This window comes from Nonomuraea sp. NPDC052634 (assembly GCF_040678535.1).
Classification (GTDB): domain Bacteria; phylum Actinomycetota; class Actinomycetes; order Streptosporangiales; family Streptosporangiaceae; genus Nonomuraea; species Nonomuraea fastidiosa.
The window spans coordinates 104520-120152 of sequence record NZ_JBFATY010000014.1 but is presented as its reverse complement, the minus strand read 5'-3'; the positions used below and the strand labels follow the sequence as shown (position 1 = coordinate 120152).

Genomic DNA, 15633 nt, shown 5'->3' with positions numbered 1-15633 from the left:
TTCCTTCCCATGGTCCCGGTCGGCTGGGCATTGCGGGCCGCCGGCCACGAGGTGCGCGTGGCGGTGCCGCCGTCGTGCGTCGACGCCGTGGCCGGTGCCGGCCTGCCCGCGCTCGGCACGGGCCAGGACGTCGAGGTCGTACGCGGGACGCGGGATCGGCGGGACGGCGACGGCCACGCCCCGCGCGCCCGCATACTGAACGCGCTGGACACCTTCGTCGGCGTGGCCGCCGCGATGGCCGGCGATCTGGTGGAGCACGCCCGTACGTGGCGCCCGGACCTGGTCGTCCACGATCCGCTGGCCTTCGCTGGACCGCTGGCCGCCGCCGTGCTCGGGGTGCCGTCCGTACGCCATCTGTGGGGCGCGGACATGACCACGAACGGCGACGTCACCCAGGCGTCGCTGCTGGCGGAGCTGAGCTCGTTCGAAGCCCTGCTGTCCCGGTTCGGGCTGCGCGAGCTGGCCGATCTCGGCACCCTCACGCTCGACCCCTGCCCGCCCAGCGTGCAGGTGCCCGCTCCGGTCGAGCGGCAGCCGATCCAGTACGTGCCCTACAACGGCCCCGGCGTCCAGCCCCGCTGGACGACGACCCTCCCTCCGGCGCCGCGCGTCTGCGTGACGTGGGGCAGGACGGTGGCGCGCTTCGCCGGCCGGATCGGCTTCCCCGCGCGGGCGGTGGTGGAGGCCGCCCTCGCCGAAGGCGCGGAGGTGATCGTCGCCACCACGCAGGATCAGCTTCCGGAGCTGCCATCGGGCGTGCGCGTGGCCGTGTCGGTGCCCCTGCACATGCTGCTGCCGGCCTGTTCGGTCATCGTGCACCAGGGCGGCGGCGGCACGGTGCTGACCAGCCTGCGCATGGGCGTTCCCCAGCTCGTGCTGGGGCAGCTTCCCGACCACGCCTTCCACGCCGAGCGCATCGCGCAGTCGGGGGTCGGGCTCCGGCTCGACCCGGCGGAGGCCGATGTCCCCCGGCTGCGGGCGGAGCTGTCGCGGCTGCTGTCGGAGCCGTCCTACGCCCAGGCGGCGCGGCGGGTGCGCGAGGAGATGCTAGGCCGGCCGACGCCCGCTGAGGTGGTCGGCGTGCTGGAGCGGCTCGGGCCCTGAGTACAGGGGAGCCGAGTACAAGGGAAGGTACTTGTCCAGGACCCGGGCGTAATAGCGCGGCCCGAACCCGAGCCGGTCGACCTCGGGCATGAATCCGCGCAGCTTGGCTATCGACACACTGGCCGCGGCGTGCGGCACCGGTCCGTCGACCACCCGCCGGTCCGCCACCATGCCGAGCCGCGACTCGATGTGCGCGACGATGCGCTCCACCGGCACGGCGTGCCCGGTGGCGACGTTGACGACCTCCCTCGAGAGCCGCAGATCCAGCAGACCGTCGAGAATGCGCGTCATGTCCGCGATGTCGATGAGGTCGCGGGTGGCGCCGCGGTACACCGTCACCGTGCCTGCCCTGATGCCGCCGACGAGCACGGGGAGCAGGCCGTTGTCCCGCTGGTGCGGGCCGATCAGGTTGCTGACCCGCAGCACGAGGTAGTCCACGCCGGATCTGGCCAGCGCCGTCTCCAGGGCGAGGTTGTGCCGGCCGTAGGCGCCGCCGGGAAAGATCGGGCCGTCCTCGGTGCCCGCGCTGCCCTCGCCGCCGTACATGGCCACCGACGCCGTCGAGAAGAACACCAGGCGCCGTCCCTGCCGCAGGCAGCGCCGCACCACCTCGTACAGCAGCGCGGCCTCGCGGCCGAACTCGTCGTCGTCCTTGACCGTCGAGTTCGGCACCCCCGCCGCGAAGGCCACGACGTCGGGGTGGCGGTGCGCGATGGACTGCAGGTTACGGGCGATGAAGCCGCGGCCCACGATCTCCATGTCGTTTCCTCCCCGTCGTTCAGACCAGGACGGAGTTCAGGCAGGCGAGCAGGCTCCGCGCCTGGACGTTGAGGTAGTGGCTGTGCCGGAGCAGGCTCGTGAGCTGCCGCAGGGTCATCCACTGGAAGTTGGGCGGGAGGTCGAGCTCCTCGTCGTCGCCGGCCTCGACCAGGAGGTAGCGGGTCTGGGCGCAGTGGAAGCGCCCGCCCTCCTCCGAGAGCAGGGCGGAGTAGCGGATCCGCTCGGGCCCTGCCGCCAGCACGTAGTCCAGGAACGGCGGCCAGTCCGTGCGCGGCATGTCGCGGTAGTTGGCGGGATTGCACAGCACCGTGGGCGCCAGCTCGACCACGTCGACGAAGCCCGGCTCGACGCGTGCCTGCGCCAGCACGTGCAGCACTCCGCCGACCCGCTTGGCCACGAACGCGGCCACGCCCTCTCCGCGCGGGGCGATGAGGGGCTGCGTCCAGTGGGAGACCTCCCGGCCGCTGGCGCGTACGTCGACCGCGAGCACGCTGAAGAACTTGCCTTCCTCGTGGGAGATCTCGTATTCGGTGCGGTGCCAGCCCTTCACCTCGGCCAGCGGTATGGGGCGTACGGAAGTGTGGTAGCCCGCCTTGACCTCGGTGAACCAGTTGAGCAGCCGCTCCGTGGGCACGCATGAAGGCCCGTCGCCGATGAAGGAGTCCCGCACGGTCCTGGCGAAGCCGTCACAGGCGCCCTCTCCGTCCCCCAGCCAGTCCGGCAGGGCCAGCGGCAGGCAGGACAGCACCGAACGGGCGTCCATGTTGACCAGGTTGTCCAGCTTCAGCAGGCGCCAGACCTCCTCCAGGGGCAGCCACAGGAAGTCCTCCTGCGCCTCGACGTCCTCACCAACCTCGACGATCATGTTGCGGTTCCGCTTGCGGTAGAACCAGACGCCCTGCTCGGACTGCAGCACGTCGATGAGGACCCGCCCGCGCTGCGGCCGCACGAAGTAGTCCAGGTAGCGCGTCCCGTCGCCGCGGTGGACCCTGGTGTAGTTGCTGCGCGTGGCCTGCACGGTCGGCGACAGCTGCAGCACGTTGACGTTTCCCGGCTCCGGCTTCGCCTGCAGCAGGCAGTAGACGGCTCCGTGGACCCGTTTGACGAGGATGCCCAGGATCCCGAACTCCGGTTGCCGGATGATCGGCTGCCACCATTCGGGGACCGGACCATAGTCGGAACGCACGTGCACGCCCTCGACCGCGAAGAACTTGCCGCTGTCGTGCACCAGGTTGCCGGTCAGGGCGTCGAAGCCCCATCCGACCAGGTCCGACAGGGGTATGCGTGCGACCTCGAAGACGTGGGAGCGCCGGCGTTCCGCGAGCCAGGAAGCCAGGCCCAGATGGGGCTCCGCGAGCGTGTCTGCCATGGCCCCGACTGTCGGAGACGCGGCTCGAAGTGTGCTTGAGACGGGCTGACGACGGCCGTGACCAGCCGCGCGCGAACTCTGCTCGAGCGGCCGCGGGCACCCTGGTCAACCCCGACGAAGGAGAGCGTGGTGGATGGTCTGGGCATGGGCGTGCTGGGATGCGCCGACATCGCCTGGCGCCGCACGATCCCGGCCATGCGGGCCGGGGGCGCGCGGCTGGTCGCCGTCGCGAGCAGGAGCCGGGACAAGGCGCGACGCTTCGCCGACCGGTTCGGCTGCCGGGCCGTGCAGGGCTACGAGCGGCTGCTCGAGCGGTCCGACATCGCCGCCGTCTACATCCCGCTGCCGAACGCGCTGCACGCGCGATGGGCGGAGGCGGCGCTGCTGGCCGGCAAGCACGTGCTGGTCGAGAAGTCCTTCACCGCCGACGTCGCCACGGCCGAGCGGCTCACCGGTCTCGCGGAAGGGCGCGGGCTGCTGCTGATGGAGAACTTCACCTTCCTGCACCACTCCCAGCACGCCACGGCGCGCCGGCTCGTCCTGGAAGGAGCGATCGGCACCCCGCGGCAGATCACCGCCGACTTCGCCATCCCTCCGGGGCCGGGCTCCGCCCTGCGCTACCAGCCCGAGCTCGGGGGCGGCGCCCTGCTGGAGTGCGGCACCTACACGGTGCGGGCGGCGCAGCTCTTTCTCGGCCCCGACCCGGTCGTCGCCGGCGGCCTGCTCGTGCGGGACGGGGACGGCGGGGTGGATCTGGGCGGCGGTGCGCTGCTGTACGACGCGCGCGGCGTGACGGCGCACTGCTCGTTCGGGTTCACCCACATGTACCGGTGCGCCTACAGCGTCTGGGGAAGCACCGGCAGGCTCACGCTCGAGTGGGCGTTCACTCCCCCGCCGTCCGCACGCCCGGTCCTCAGGCTCGAACGCCAGGATTACCGGGAAGAGCGCGTCCTCGCCGCCGACGATCAGTTCGCCAACATGGTGCGGCGGTTCGTCGAGGACGCTCAGCGGCCCCAGGCCCATCGCGAGCACGCCGCCGACATCGTACGGCAGGCCCGCCTGCTCAGCGCGGTAGCGGCCACGGCCCGAGTCATCAGCCCTGCGACCTCGGAGGATCGCCCATGGCAACCTTCTCCTTCCTGCCCAGCCCCATGCCCGGCCACGTCAACCCGACCCTCGCCGTCGCCCGCGAGCTGACCCGCCGCGGGCACGAGGTGCTCTATCACCTTCCGGAGAGCTATGGCCGGCAGGTACGCGAGACAGGGGCCGGCCTGCACCCGATCCGGGTCGCGCCGCCCGAGCGGTACGCCGACCCGCTCACCCGGTTCGCGATGTTCCCCGTCTGGCTGGCCAAGGCCGCCGAGAGCGTGCTCCCCGAGGTGATCGACCGGCTCGGTGACACCAGGCCGGACGTCATCCTCTACGACCAGACCTGCGTCTGGGGCCGGCTGCTCAGCAAGATCATGCCCGGGCCCGCGGCGCAGTTCGTGCCGACGTACGTGAGCAACGAGCACTTCTCCCTCATGAACAGCCCACGCTACGCCCCGATCCGCGAGCGGCTGGCCCCGGCCTTCGCCGAGATCGTTCCTCCGCTCGACCGCCTGAACCGAACCTTCGGGCTCACAGCACGGCCGCACGAGCTGTTCGCGCGGGACGAGGAGCTGGTCCTGGTGATCATGCCGAGGGCGTTCCACCCCGCCGGGGAGACCTTCGGCGCCCCCTTCGTCTTCGTCGGCTCCAGCATCGACCTCGCCGCGCCGGCCGACCGCCGGTTACTCGAACGCATCGCTCCCGGCCGGCGCGTCGTCTACATCTCCTTCGGCACCGTGATGAGCCTGTCGCCTGAGCTGGTGGACACCGTGTGCAAGGCGTTCGCCGACGACGTCTGGCAAGTCGTGTTGTCGCTCGGCGACTACACGCCGGCGCTCACCCTGCCGGGCAACGTCATCGCCGCGCCCTCGGTTCCGCAACTGGACGTGCTGCGGGCCGCCGATGCCTTCGTCACCCACGGCGGGGTCAACAGCGCCGTGGAGTCCATCGCGGCGGAGGTGCCGATGGTGGTGCTCCCTCTCACCCCGGAGCACGCGGTGACGGCCGACCAGGTGGCGGCGCTCGGCCTCGGCACCCGGCTCGACGCCTCGGGAACGACGCCTGAAGCGCTGCGCGAGGCGGTCGATCACGTGGCGCGGAGCGCGTCGATCCGGCGTGCCGTCAGCGGCATGCGTCGCGCCCTGGAGGTCGACGGCGGCTACCGGGCCGCCGCGGACGCGCTGGCCGCAGTGGCCGGTGACAGGTCGTGACATTCCGCACTACACATCGCGAAGCCTGAGGACGAGTGTGGACGCCATGACAGACACCGTCATATCCGTCAAGGAACTGAGAAAATCGTACGGGCAGGTCACCGCCGTCGATGGCTTGGACCTGGAGATTCCCCGCGGCCAGATGGTGGCGATACTCGGCCCCAACGGGGCCGGCAAGTCGACGCTGCTCAACATGGTGCTGGGGCTGCTGAGCCCGGACTCCGGCACGCTGGAGGTCTTAGGCGGCCCGCCGAAACAGGCGGTGGCTCAAGGCCGCGTCGGAGCCATGCTTCAGGAGGCCGACCTGGTGGAGGAGGTCACCGTCGGGGAGCTGATCTCCGCCGTGGTCGCGCTCTACCCGCAGGGCAGGGAGGTCGGCAAGCTCCTGTCGGACACGGGGCTGACCTCGTTGAGGGGCCGCCGGCTCGGCAAGCTGTCGGGAGGCCAGAAGCAGCGGGTGCGCTTCGCGCTCGCCATCGCCGGCTCGCCGGACCTGTACGTCCTGGACGAGCCGACGGTCGGCCTGGACGTCGAGAGCCGCAGGGACTTCTGGCGGGAGGTCGCCTCGCTGGCGGAGATGGGCGGCACGGTGCTCTTCGCCACCCACTATCTGGCCGAGGCCGAGGCCTACGCGGACCGGATCGTGCTGCTGGCCAACGGGCGGGTCGTGGCCGACGGCAGCGTCGCGACGATCCGCTCCATGGTGCCGTTCAGGCTCGTGGAGTGCACGCTGACGGACCCGGACGACGGCAAGCTGAGCGGCCTGCCGGGCGTGACGTCGGCCGAGCTCCGCGGCGAGCGGGTGACGCTGCGTACGACCGACTCCGACGCCACGCTCTTCGCGCTCATGGCGGCCTACCCGGACGCGCACGACATCGACGTCGGCGGCGTGGACCTCGAAGACGCCTTCGTCACGCTCACGCACGAGGAGAACTGACATGCCGGCCTTCGTCCGCCTGGAGCTGATCCGCCTCGTCCGGACGCCCAGCTTCCTGATCTACCTGATCCTTTTCCCCGTCGTGATGTACGTGATGTTCGTTCACGTCCTCAACGTGGGAGGCGACAACCCCGGCGAGGCCAGGGCGTTCTACATGGTGTCCATGGCCACCTACGGCGCGATGGGCATGGCGCTGTTCAGCTCCAGCAGGATCGCGCTGGAGCGGCAGCGCGGGTGGACCCGCCAGCTCGCCGTCACTCCGCTGACGCCACGGGCCTACCTGGTCAGCAAGCTGATCGCCGGCACCGCGGCGGTGCCGGTGGCCGTGGCGCTGGTCCTGAGCTCGGGCCTGTTGCTGGGCGGGGTACGGCTGCCGGCCGTCCAGTGGCTGGCCATCATCGGCCTGCTCTGGGTGAGCTCGCTGCCGTTCGCGGCCCTCGGCGTGGGCATCGGCTACGTGACGAAGCCGGAATCAGCGCAGGGGCTCACCGTGGGCCTGTACTTCGCGCTGGCCATCCTGGGCGGCCTCTGGTACCCGGTCGAGCTGTTCCCCGAGGCCGTCAGGACGTTCGCGGAGCTGTCACCCGCCTACTTCGCCGGCGACCTCGGCTGGCGGGTGGTGGCCGGCGAGCCGCCCACGCCGGGCGGCCTCGGCGCGCTGCTGGCCTGGACCCTCGCCTTCGCGGCGTTCGCGGTCTGGCGCTACCGCAGGGCGACGCGATGACCTGAGCGCGATGAAACGTGAGCCCCGGGCCTGTCGGGCAGGCCCGGGGCTCAAACGGTTTCAGGGACATCACCGGGGCACGCGCCCGGCCTCCACCTCGGAGCGCAGCATCTCCGCCACCTTCTCCGGCAGGCTGAACTGCTGGACGACGTGCATGGCGGCGCTGTGGAAGTGCTCGATGAAGCCCGCGGGCGTGGAGGTGTCGCGCGGGGTGGCGAGGTAGGGCTGCAGCGCCCGTTCTGTCTCCCGTATCCCCTCCTGGTCGGACATGTGGCGGGCGACGTCCGCCAGCTCGCCCTCGTAGTGGATGACGCGGACGGCCACGTCGTCCTTGACGAACAGCCCGGTGCCCAGCAGCAGCCCGGCGGGCCGTCCCTCCTCGTCACGCAGTATCGGCGAGTCCGGGCGCTTGAAGCGTGCGAAGATCTCGCCGATCTCCCGTTCGTAACCGGCTTTGACCCGATACGTGATCGCCGCGTACGGCATGGCCTCTCCCCTGCCTAGTGCTCCGCTGTGACTTCATAGATCTCGGCGTTGCGGTCGGCGGCCGTACGGAAGCGGCGCAGCGGCTCGGTGACCCGGTGCCGCTCGGGGTCGCCGGCCCAGGCGTGGAAGGCGGCGATGTCCCGCCACTCGCTCATGATCGTATACGTGACCGGTTCCGTCGCCGAACGCCACAACTCGTTGCCGAGCAGGCCGGGAGTCCCGGCCAGCTCGGCGCTCACCCGGCGGTAGGTCTCCTCCAGCTCCTTCTCGTCAGGCGCCGCCGAGTGCCTGACGATGACCCGCACGCGCGGCCCGCCGGCCACGTCACAGACCTCCGTCGACGTTCACGGTCTCGCCGGTGATGTAGGCTGCACCGTCGCCGGCCAGGAAGGCCACCACGTGGGCGACGTCCTCGGGACGGCCGAGCCGGCCGAGCGGGCTGCGCTTGCGGTACTCCTCCAGCCGCTGGTCGAGCGCGGCGTCGGCGGCGTCGCCCGGCTCCACCGTGTCGATGATGCCGGGGGCGACCACGTTCACCCTGATGCCTTTCCCGCCCAGTTCCTTGGACAGGGAACGGGCCAGGCCCATCAGTCCCGCCTTGGCCGCGGTGTAGTGCGCGCGGAGCGGGATGCCGACCAGGGACGCCTTCGATCCGATGTAGATGACGGACGAGCCCTCGGAGAGCAGCGGGAGCACCTCTCGCGTCAGGTAGTAGGCCGAGGACAGGTTGGTGTCCAGGACGCGGTGCCATTCCTCGCCGTCGAGTGCGGCGAAGGGCACGTGGCTGATGACGCCGGCGTTGTGGACCACCGTACGCAGGGAGCCGTACCTGGACCGGCACTCGGCGACCAGCCTGGTCACCTGGGCCGGATCCGCGACGTCGGCCTTGAGCACGTGGTGCGTGCCTTCGGTCTCCTTGAGCTCGCCCTCCAGGCGGCCCGCCGCCTCGTCGTCGGAGCGGTAGCAGGTGATGACGTTGGCGCCCGCCCGTGCCAGGTGCAGCACCACGCTGCGGCCTATGCCCCGGGTGCCGCCGGTCACCAGCGCGTTCGCACCCCTCAGCCCGGTCATGCGCTCTCCTCCGCGGCCCGCTCGACCAGGTCCTTGATCCGCTTGAGCTGCACGGCGGAGTTGGCGTTGATGCGCCGGGTCATCGTGCTGTCGTCGACCGGCGCGTCGGGGCGCAGGTGGAAGTGCTGCTCCCACCTCATCTCGATCCCGCCGGGCACCTCGCGATAGGACCAAAAGATGTTCATGTACTCGAAGGGGCCGGGCTCGACGCGCCTGGCCCGCACCGTGCGCGTCCGCGGATCGGGGGTGCGCTCCGACACCCAGCTCCACTTCTTGCCGTTCTCGTCGGGGTGCATGGTCAGCCGGAACCGTACGGTGGGGCCGTCCTCGGACAGGATCTCCGCGCTCTCGTACTCGCTGAACAGCGATGGCCACGAGCTGACGTCGTTGGTCATGTCCCAGACCAGCTCCATGGGCGCGGCGATCACGATGGCGTTCTCGGTGTGCCCTGCCATGCCCGTCACACCCCCAGCCGGGTGTTGACCAGTTCGATGACGTCGGCGGGTCCCCGCAGCTTCTCCGTCTCGTCGTCGTCGACGCGTACCCCGTACTCGTCGCTGAGCCGTACCGACAGTTCGAGGATGACCAGCGAGTCGTAGCCCAGCTCCTCGAAGGTCTTGCCGGTCAGGTCGCCTTCGAGATCCGCGGCATCGTCCTGTCCCGCGCACCTGCGCAGCAGGGTGCGCAGGTCGTCCATGGTGAACTCGCGCATTTTCCGCCTCCTAAACGTTCCGGCTCTCTGCGGTCCAGCGGTAGAACGGGCGCGCCATCGCGTCTTTCGGCTCGCTCCATCCGGGGTCGTAGGGCGAGATGTGCTTGGCGAGCCGCTGGTTGATGTCCTGGTAGAGGGGATGGCTGCGCGCTTTGTAGAGGTTGCCGGCGATGTCCTGATCCGCCTCGACCAAGTGGAAGTACAGGTCGTGGAAGGTGAACAGGCTCCGGGCCGAGACACCGATCATGTGCGGAAGATCGGTGGCGTCCGAGTCGGCGAAGATCGCGGCGACGTCGTCGGCGCGCGCTGGGTCCATCCGGGCGACGATCAGCGTTCGATGCATCGTGCTCCTTCGCGGTTTGGGGCGGCAGGTCAGGGTCAGGACAGCGAAAACGGCTCGTGCGCAGCTCGAAACCCGCTGATACGGGCCGCGCCCCGATCGGCTGGCGCGTTCAGCGGCTCTCGAGCGGAGCGGCGTAGGAGTTGCTGGGAGAGGCTTCGCGCCGTCTTGATTCCGCGTCAGGAGGTTCAGACCATGGGAAAGCGGCTATCCGCGCCGGTGGGCGTCGTCGGCCCGCCCGGGGCGGCCAGTCTTCCGCCGCAGGCCAGGCTGCTGACGATGACCAACGGTCTGCGCATATCACACGTCCTGTACGCCGTCACCGCGCTCGGGATCGCCGACCACCTCGCGCAGGGCCCGCTGTCGACCTCCCGGCTGGCCGAGGTCGCCGGTTGCGCTCCCGACCCGCTCGGCCGGCTGCTGCGCGCCGCCGCCGCGGTGGGCCTGTTCGAGCGGCTCGACGGCGGCGAGTGGGCTCTCACGCCGCTGTCGGAGCCGCTGCGCGAGGACGCGCAGGACAGCTTGCGCGACGCGGTGCTGTACGCGGGCCACGAGATGACCTGGCGCCCCTATGGCGAGCTGGTCAACGTGGTGCGTTCGGGCGGCGGGCCCGCCTTTCCCCAGGTGTTCGGCGCGTCGTTCTACGAGTACGGCAAGACCGATCCCGCCGCCGGCGCGCTGATGAACCGGGCGATGCGGCGGCTGTCGCTGACCACCGGCCATGCCCTGCTGGACTCCTGCGACCTGAGCCGCTTCCGGTGCGTGGCGGACCTGGGCGGCGGCCTGGGCAGGTTCCTCATCGAGGTGCTGAAGCGCAATCCCGGAGCCAAGGGCGTGCTGGTCGACCGGCCGGACGTCATCGAGCAGGCCCGCCGGGCCCTGGCCGGAGTGGAGGACGCCCGGCGGATCACCTTCTCGGCCGGCGACTTCTTCAGCGGCGTCCCCTCCGGCTGCGACGCCTACGTGCTCAAGAGCGTCCTGCACAACTGGGACGACGAGCGCGCGAGCGTGATCCTGCGAAACGTGCGCGAGGCGATCGGCGAGGACGCCACGGCCCGCCTGTTCGTCTTCGAGCAGCTCATCGGCCCCCCGAATCAGTGGGACAACGGCGCTTTCATGGACCTCGACATGCTGCTCAAGTTCGGCGGCCGGGTGCGGGACCTGCAGCAGTGGCGGCGGCTGCTCGGGGAGTCCGGCTTCGAGCTCGACAACGATCCGCGCCCCGGCGCTTGGACGGTTCTGGCATGGCGACCCTGCTGAACGGTCCGGCGCTGAGCGCCCCCGTCGCGGTCATCGGCGCGACCGGTTTCATCGGATCGCGGCTGGTGCCGGGCCTCCGTGCCGCGGCGATCCCCACGTTCTCCTTCGGACGGCACTCTCCCTACCTGCGCGGCGGCCGCGCGACCGAGGGCCTGCTCAGCGCGCACACCGTCTTCTACCTGGCGACGAGCATCACCCCGGCGGTGGCGGAGCGGCATCCCGACCTGGTCGAGGCCGATCGCGCCGCGTTCCTGTCGCTGCTCGACGAGGTCGGGGCGACCGGCCGGCGGCCCGTGGTCGTCCTGACCAGCTCGGGCGGCACCGCCTACGACCCGGACCATCCGGCTCCGTATTCCGAGGACTCGCCGGTCAGGCCCACCAGCCGTTACGGCGTCGCCAAGCTCCGCCTGGAAGAGGAGCTTCTGGCCAGGCACGAGACGATCAGGCCGGTCGTGCTGCGCCTGTCCAACGTCTACGGCCCCCGCCAGCGGAGCTGGAACGGGCTCGGCGTGATCCCGCACTGGCTGGAGGCCATCGCGGAAGGGCGTCCGCTGCGCATTCTCGGCGACCCGGAGACCAGCAGGGACTACGTCTACGTCGACGACACGGTGGAGGCGATGATCCGGGTGCACCTGGTGGCCTGCTCCCCGGACGGCGAGCTGCCTCCGGTGCTCAACATCGGTTCCGGCGTGCCGGTGACGCTGCGGCGCCTGCTGTCCGTGCTGACGGAGGTCATCGGCTTCACCCCGATGACCGAGCAGTGCGAGCCGCGCTCGTTCGACCGGCCGGCCTGCTGTCTCGACGTGCGCCGGGCGGCCAGGACGCTGGGGTGGCGGCCGCGGACGCCGCTTCGTACGGGGCTGGAGGAGGCGTGGTGGGCCGCACAGGCGGAGTTCTCACGAGGCCGCTCCCAGCTGTTCTCAAGGCGATAAGGGCAAATGTTGACGGCGCTCCCACGGCGCCCGGCAATCACAGGAGGCGCAGCGCAATGATCCAGGACACCGAGGCTTCCTTCCTCGACCAGATCCGCCGGCACTACAGGGACTCCTCTGGTGACCCGCCGTTCGTTCCCGGGAGGACGCCCATCCTGCCGTCCGGCGCCGTCCTGGACGAGGACGACCGGATGGCGCTGGTGGAGGCCGCGATGAACCTGCGCATCGCGGCGGGCAGGACGGCGCGCAAGTTCGAGAGCGCCTTCGCCAAGGTGGTCGGTTGCGGCAGGGCGCACCTGACGAACTCCGGCTCGTCGGCCAACCTGCTCGCGATCAGCGCGCTCACCTCCCCGCAGCTGGGCGAGCGGCGGCTGCGGCCCGGTGACGAGGTCATCACGGCCGCCACGGGCTTCCCGACGACGGTCAATCCGATCCTGCAGAACGGGCTGGTCCCGGTCTTCGTCGACGTGGATCTGGAAACCTACAACGCCACGCCGGATCGCATAGAAGCGGCCATCGGTCCTCGTACGCGGGCGATCATCCTCGCACACACCTTGGGCAACCCGTTCCAGGTGGCGGAGGTTGCCGAGCTCGCCAGGAAGCACGACATGTGGTTGATCGAGGACAACTGCGACGCCGTCGGCTCCTTGTACCGGGGCCGCCCGACGGGCTCCTTCGGCGAGCTGTCCACGGCCAGCTTCTATCCCGCGCACCACATCACCATGGGCGAGGGAGGCTGCGTCGCGGTCAGCAACCCGAAGCTGGCACGCATCGTCGAGTCGTTCCGGGACTGGGGACGCGACTGCTGGTGCGAGCCGGGCGAGGACAACCGCTGCCTCAAGAGGTTCGACTATCAGCTCGGCACCCTGCCGCTCGGCTACGACCACAAGTACACGTTCTCTCACGTCGGTTACAACCTGAAGAGCACGGACCTGCAGGCCGCCCTGGGGCTCACCCAGCTCGCCAAGCTGCCCGCCTTCGGCGAGGCGCGCCGGCGCAACTGGCGCTACCTGCGTGAGGGGCTGGCGGACCTGGACGAGTTCATGATGCTGCCGGTGCCGACGCCCGACAGCGACCCGAGCTGGTTCGGTTTCCTGCTCACCCTCCGGCCCGAGTCCGGCCTGCAGCGCAGAGACCTGCTGAACTTCCTGGAGGCGCGCAGGATCGGCACCCGGCAGCTCTTCGGCGGCAACCTCACCAGGCATCCGGCCTACGCCGACCAGAAGTTCCGGGTCTCCGGCGAGCTGACCAACAGCGACATCATCACCACGCAGACCTTCTGGCTCGGGGTGTATCCCGGCATCACGCAGCAGATGGCGGATTACATGATCGAGTCGCTGCATGAGTTCGTCCAGGAGCACCTGCGCGCTCCCGCGACGGTCGCGCTCCGATCCTGAGGACTTGCGATCCACGGGCCATGAACCGGTTGAAGTTCGATTCGATTCTCGTCGTCACCTACGGCCGCAGCGGCTCCACTCTTCTGCAGGGCATACTCAACACCATCGACGGGTGCCTCATCCGCGGGGAGAACGACAACCTGTGTTACGGGTTGTTCCAGGCGTATCAGAGCGTGCTGACGTGCAAGCGGCAGGCGCCGTACAACCGCACGGTGAGGGACCCGTGGTGGGGCTGCGACTTCGACGAGGGCACCTTCTTCTCGGCGTCGAGGTCCCTGGTCGAACGGCTGCTGCTGGCCGGCTCCGCTCCCGGCTCCGTCTGCTGTTACGGCTTCAAGGAGATCCGGTACGACGAGTTCGACCGCGCCACCCTCTTCCGGTACCTGGGCTTCCTCGAACGGCTCTTCCCGAACCCTGCACTCATCTTCAACACCAGGGAGCACCGGGATGTCATGGCCAGTGCCTGGTGGCGCGATCTCGACCCCGGCACGGCCCGGCTCCGGCTCGCCAGGGCTGAGGAGAACTTCCGGGCCTACGCGGCGGCCAAACCCAACTGCTTCATGATCGATTACCGGGACACCTCCCAGGCTTCGCCCCGCCTGCGCGAGTTGTTCGCCTTCCTCGGCGCCGACTACTCGGCCGCGGCGATCGGCCGGGTCCTCGGGATCCGGCACAGCTACCGCCCCGCTCAGGAGCGGATCAGGCAGCTACCCGCCTACCGGTGACCGGCCGATCGACCAGGCGGCGCCGTCCCGGCTGGGAGTACTACCTTGACCTGCCGGCGGCCTCCCGCGACGGCTCCGCCAAGCCGGAGTTCGACGAGTACTACCCCGCGATGAAGGCGTACTACGAGAACCTGACCCCCACGAAGCCCAAGAGGTAAGCGAGCGCTACTGGTCGGCGTAGGGCTTGAAGAGCGTGTCGTACTCCAGCCACGACTCGTTGAGCAGCTCGCCGCGCACCTCACCCTTGACGATTCTCAGGAGCAGGTCGGTGGTGCGCAGGTCGTACCTCTCCCAGACGTCGCCGTTCCGGTCCGAGATCCGGATCGGGTACGCACCGGAGGCCGCCGCGCGTGAGACCTGCCAGTAGAGCGTGACCCCTGCGCCCGTGGAGGCCCAGGGCAGCAGCCCGGCGTCCGGGTCGAGATCGTCGGGCGGTGCCACGACCTCGTCCTCGAACAGATCCTGAAGCTGTTCGGACTCCAGGCGTGACCGTTCGAGATCGACGTGCCTGAGACCGGGGCCGGGCTCGGGTACGTGGAGTCGCAGGCAGCCGAGCCAGAGCCCGCCGCCCCCTGCGTCGAGCAGCTCGCGGTAGTCCTGCGGCACGGACGCCCCGAGGCGGCGCTCGACCCGCCCCCAGTCGAACGGTTCCGCCGGTGGCGCGGGACGCGCCGCCTCGATCAGCTGCTGTACGGCGGTGGTCATACGGGTGCGCTCCTCAACGCTGTCTCAAGCACCGTTCCGGTCGTCTACCGGCGGCGGGGTGGTCGAGGCGAGGATCGAGGTCAGCACGCCCGGGAAGCGCTCCTCCAGATCGTCACGGCGCAAGCTCATGAAGCGGGCCTTGCCCTCCGCGCGGGTGGACGTCAGGCCCGCTTCCCGCAGGATGCGCCAGTGGTTGGAGAGCGTGGAGCGCGGCACGTCCATGTGCGGCGGGCTGCACGGCACCTCGCCGCCGGCCGCCATCAGGCGTACCAGCTCGAGGCGGACCGGATCCCCGAGCGCGTGGAGCACGGCGGCCAGATCCAGGTCCGCCGTCTTCGGCTGAGGTTGCGATCGCATCCGGCTCTCCTGCTCGGCGACGAGTTTGACGCTTCGGAACGGCCCCAGTGTAGGGTTCGCTTCGTCAATTCGGGAAAATCGAAATGATCAAGAGGTGCACCGATGGCGGTACGCGCTACCTACGCCCGCATCTACGTTGACGATCTGGACACCGCACTGCCCACCTTCACGGCCCTGACCGGCACGCAGCCGGACCTGCGCTTCACGTACGGAGATGTCGAGCTGGCGAGCATCGGTGGTTGCCTCCTGGTCGCGGGCGCCCCGCAGGCGCTGGCTCCGTACCGTGATGTGCAGGCCACCGCCATCGTCGACAGCATCGACGACGTCTTCGCGATCGTCGCGAAGGAAGGCGGCGAGACGCTCGACGGCCCCAACGACGTCCCCACCGGCCGCAACCTGACGGTCCGCCATCCCGGCGGCGCGATCGTCGAGTA

21 protein-coding genes are annotated in these 15633 nt (G+C 70.1%); 11 read left to right on the top strand and 10 right to left on the bottom strand.

Going from position 1 to position 15633, the window contains the following annotated elements:
• The first annotated feature begins 9 nt into the window (after positions 1-9).
• Complete coding sequence (locus tag AB0K67_RS36795; RefSeq protein WP_364069380.1) at positions 10-1104, top strand: nucleotide disphospho-sugar-binding domain-containing protein; 1095 nt, start codon at positions 10-12, stop codon at positions 1102-1104.
• Here the strand turns inward: AB0K67_RS36795 and AB0K67_RS36790 are convergent.
• Complete coding sequence (locus AB0K67_RS36790) at positions 1048-1863, bottom strand: NAD-dependent epimerase/dehydratase family protein (protein ID WP_364069378.1); 816 nt, start codon at positions 1861-1863, stop codon at positions 1048-1050. The two genes, AB0K67_RS36795 and AB0K67_RS36790, sit on opposite strands and share 57 nt — an antisense overlap.
• A gap of 19 nt (positions 1864-1882) precedes the next feature.
• Entirely contained in the window at positions 1883-3253 is a 1371-nt protein-coding gene (locus AB0K67_RS36785; protein WP_364069376.1) for an NDP-hexose 2,3-dehydratase family protein, read from the bottom strand.
• Positions 3254-3379: 126 nt separating this feature from the next.
• Between AB0K67_RS36785 and AB0K67_RS36780 the strand changes: the two genes are divergently transcribed.
• From AB0K67_RS36780 to AB0K67_RS36765, 4 genes are read left to right on the top strand one after another with little or no spacing between them, the layout of a single operon-like run.
• Positions 3380-4450, top strand: coding sequence for a Gfo/Idh/MocA family oxidoreductase (locus AB0K67_RS36780; RefSeq protein WP_364069374.1), 1071 nt, complete (start codon positions 3380-3382; stop codon positions 4448-4450).
• Positions 4375-5553 (top strand): macrolide family glycosyltransferase, encoded by a 1179-nt coding sequence (locus AB0K67_RS36775; protein ID WP_364069372.1) that lies wholly within the window; start codon positions 4375-4377, stop codon positions 5551-5553. The genes AB0K67_RS36780 and AB0K67_RS36775 overlap by 76 nt, the downstream gene beginning before the upstream one ends.
• A 46-nt stretch (positions 5554-5599) precedes the next feature.
• Positions 5600-6490, top strand: coding sequence for an ABC transporter ATP-binding protein (locus tag AB0K67_RS36770; RefSeq protein WP_364069370.1), 891 nt, complete (start codon positions 5600-5602; stop codon positions 6488-6490).
• 1 nt (position 6491) lies between these two features.
• A complete protein-coding gene (locus AB0K67_RS36765) occupies positions 6492-7214 on the top strand; it encodes an ABC transporter permease (protein WP_364069368.1) in 723 nt (240 codons plus the stop codon).
• A gap of 69 nt (positions 7215-7283) precedes the next feature.
• Here AB0K67_RS36765 and AB0K67_RS36760 read toward each other — a convergent pair whose 3' ends face one another.
• From AB0K67_RS36760 to AB0K67_RS36735, 6 genes are read right to left on the bottom strand one after another with little or no spacing between them, the layout of a single operon-like run.
• Complete coding sequence (locus AB0K67_RS36760; RefSeq protein ID WP_364069366.1) at positions 7284-7700, bottom strand: SchA/CurD-like domain-containing protein; 417 nt, start codon at positions 7698-7700, stop codon at positions 7284-7286.
• A 14-nt stretch (positions 7701-7714) separates the two neighbouring features.
• Positions 7715-8023 carry an antibiotic biosynthesis monooxygenase family protein gene (locus AB0K67_RS36755; protein ID WP_364069364.1) on the bottom strand — a complete coding sequence of 103 codons (309 nt, stop codon included), beginning with the start codon at positions 8021-8023 and terminating at the stop codon, positions 7715-7717.
• A gap of 1 nt (position 8024) precedes the next feature.
• On the bottom strand, positions 8025-8771 hold the full coding sequence (locus AB0K67_RS36750; RefSeq protein ID WP_364069362.1) for an SDR family NAD(P)-dependent oxidoreductase: 747 nt from the start codon (positions 8769-8771) through the stop codon (positions 8025-8027).
• Positions 8768-9226: an SRPBCC family protein gene (locus tag AB0K67_RS36745; protein WP_364069360.1), complete on the bottom strand. Its 459-nt coding sequence runs from the start codon at positions 9224-9226 to the stop codon at positions 8768-8770. Before AB0K67_RS36745 ends, AB0K67_RS36750 begins: the two co-directional genes overlap by 4 nt.
• A 5-nt stretch (positions 9227-9231) precedes the next feature.
• Complete coding sequence (locus AB0K67_RS36740; protein ID WP_364069358.1) at positions 9232-9483, bottom strand: phosphopantetheine-binding protein; 252 nt, start codon at positions 9481-9483, stop codon at positions 9232-9234.
• Between the two features lie 10 nt (positions 9484-9493).
• On the bottom strand, positions 9494-9826 hold the full coding sequence (locus AB0K67_RS36735) for a TcmI family type II polyketide cyclase (RefSeq protein ID WP_364069356.1): 333 nt from the start codon (positions 9824-9826) through the stop codon (positions 9494-9496).
• Positions 9827-10018: 192 nt separating this feature from the next.
• On the opposite strand from AB0K67_RS36735, the gene AB0K67_RS36730 reads away from it, so the two are divergent.
• From AB0K67_RS36730 to AB0K67_RS36710, 5 genes are read left to right on the top strand one after another with little or no spacing between them, the layout of a single operon-like run.
• Positions 10019-11083 carry a methyltransferase gene (locus AB0K67_RS36730; protein ID WP_364069354.1) on the top strand — a complete coding sequence of 355 codons (1065 nt, stop codon included), beginning with the start codon at positions 10019-10021 and terminating at the stop codon, positions 11081-11083.
• The gene (locus AB0K67_RS36725) at positions 11068-12015 is read left to right on the top strand and encodes an NAD-dependent epimerase/dehydratase family protein (protein ID WP_364069352.1); all 948 of its coding nucleotides are present in this window, start codon (positions 11068-11070) and stop codon (positions 12013-12015) included. Before AB0K67_RS36730 ends, AB0K67_RS36725 begins: the two co-directional genes overlap by 16 nt.
• Positions 12016-12071: 56 nt before the next feature.
• A complete protein-coding gene (gene rfbH, locus AB0K67_RS36720; RefSeq protein ID WP_364069350.1) occupies positions 12072-13412 on the top strand; it encodes a lipopolysaccharide biosynthesis protein RfbH in 1341 nt (446 codons plus the stop codon).
• Positions 13413-13432: 20 nt separating this feature from the next.
• The gene (locus AB0K67_RS36715; protein WP_364069348.1) at positions 13433-14137 is read left to right on the top strand and encodes a sulfotransferase; all 705 of its coding nucleotides are present in this window, start codon (positions 13433-13435) and stop codon (positions 14135-14137) included.
• The gene (locus AB0K67_RS36710) at positions 14134-14295 is read left to right on the top strand and encodes a hypothetical protein (protein WP_364069346.1); all 162 of its coding nucleotides are present in this window, start codon (positions 14134-14136) and stop codon (positions 14293-14295) included. Before AB0K67_RS36715 ends, AB0K67_RS36710 begins: the two co-directional genes overlap by 4 nt.
• A 7-nt stretch (positions 14296-14302) precedes the next feature.
• Here the strand turns inward: AB0K67_RS36710 and AB0K67_RS36705 are convergent, their stop codons facing one another.
• Complete coding sequence (locus AB0K67_RS36705; RefSeq protein WP_364069344.1) at positions 14303-14842, bottom strand: hypothetical protein; 540 nt, start codon at positions 14840-14842, stop codon at positions 14303-14305.
• 24 nt (positions 14843-14866) lie between these two features.
• Positions 14867-15199, bottom strand: coding sequence for a metalloregulator ArsR/SmtB family transcription factor (locus AB0K67_RS36700; RefSeq protein ID WP_364069342.1), 333 nt, complete (start codon positions 15197-15199; stop codon positions 14867-14869).
• Positions 15200-15301: 102 nt separating this feature from the next.
• Between AB0K67_RS36700 and AB0K67_RS36695 the strand changes: the two genes are divergently transcribed.
• The coding region (locus AB0K67_RS36695; protein WP_364069340.1) for a hypothetical protein at positions 15302-15633 on the top strand (332 nt) is incomplete at its 3' end.

Coding starts and splice junctions, on each gene's coding strand:
- AB0K67_RS36700 (WP_364069342.1), bottom strand. CDS start 15,199: ATGCGATCGCAACCTCAGCCGAAGACGGCGGACCTGGATCTGGCCGCC.
- rfbH (WP_364069350.1), top strand. CDS start 12,072: ATGATCCAGGACACCGAGGCTTCCTTCCTCGACCAGATCCGCCGGCAC.
- AB0K67_RS36735 (WP_364069356.1), bottom strand. CDS start 9,826: ATGCATCGAACGCTGATCGTCGCCCGGATGGACCCAGCGCGCGCCGAC.
- AB0K67_RS36760 (WP_364069366.1), bottom strand. CDS start 7,700: ATGCCGTACGCGGCGATCACGTATCGGGTCAAAGCCGGTTACGAACGG.
- AB0K67_RS36725 (WP_364069352.1), top strand. CDS start 11,068: ATGGCGACCCTGCTGAACGGTCCGGCGCTGAGCGCCCCCGTCGCGGTC.
- AB0K67_RS36795 (WP_364069380.1), top strand. CDS start 10: ATGGTCCCGGTCGGCTGGGCATTGCGGGCCGCCGGCCACGAGGTGCGC.
- AB0K67_RS36740 (WP_364069358.1), bottom strand. CDS start 9,483: ATGCGCGAGTTCACCATGGACGACCTGCGCACCCTGCTGCGCAGGTGC.
- AB0K67_RS36785 (WP_364069376.1), bottom strand. CDS start 3,253: ATGGCAGACACGCTCGCGGAGCCCCATCTGGGCCTGGCTTCCTGGCTC.
- AB0K67_RS36705 (WP_364069344.1), bottom strand. CDS start 14,842: ATGACCACCGCCGTACAGCAGCTGATCGAGGCGGCGCGTCCCGCGCCA.
- AB0K67_RS36745 (WP_364069360.1), bottom strand. CDS start 9,226: ATGGCAGGGCACACCGAGAACGCCATCGTGATCGCCGCGCCCATGGAG.
- AB0K67_RS36770 (WP_364069370.1), top strand. CDS start 5,600: ATGACAGACACCGTCATATCCGTCAAGGAACTGAGAAAATCGTACGGG.
- AB0K67_RS36730 (WP_364069354.1), top strand. CDS start 10,019: ATGGGAAAGCGGCTATCCGCGCCGGTGGGCGTCGTCGGCCCGCCCGGG.
- AB0K67_RS36790 (WP_364069378.1), bottom strand. CDS start 1,863: ATGGAGATCGTGGGCCGCGGCTTCATCGCCCGTAACCTGCAGTCCATC.
- AB0K67_RS36750 (WP_364069362.1), bottom strand. CDS start 8,771: ATGACCGGGCTGAGGGGTGCGAACGCGCTGGTGACCGGCGGCACCCGG.
- AB0K67_RS36765 (WP_364069368.1), top strand. CDS start 6,492: ATGCCGGCCTTCGTCCGCCTGGAGCTGATCCGCCTCGTCCGGACGCCC.
- AB0K67_RS36775 (WP_364069372.1), top strand. CDS start 4,375: ATGGCAACCTTCTCCTTCCTGCCCAGCCCCATGCCCGGCCACGTCAAC.
- AB0K67_RS36715 (WP_364069348.1), top strand. CDS start 13,433: ATGAACCGGTTGAAGTTCGATTCGATTCTCGTCGTCACCTACGGCCGC.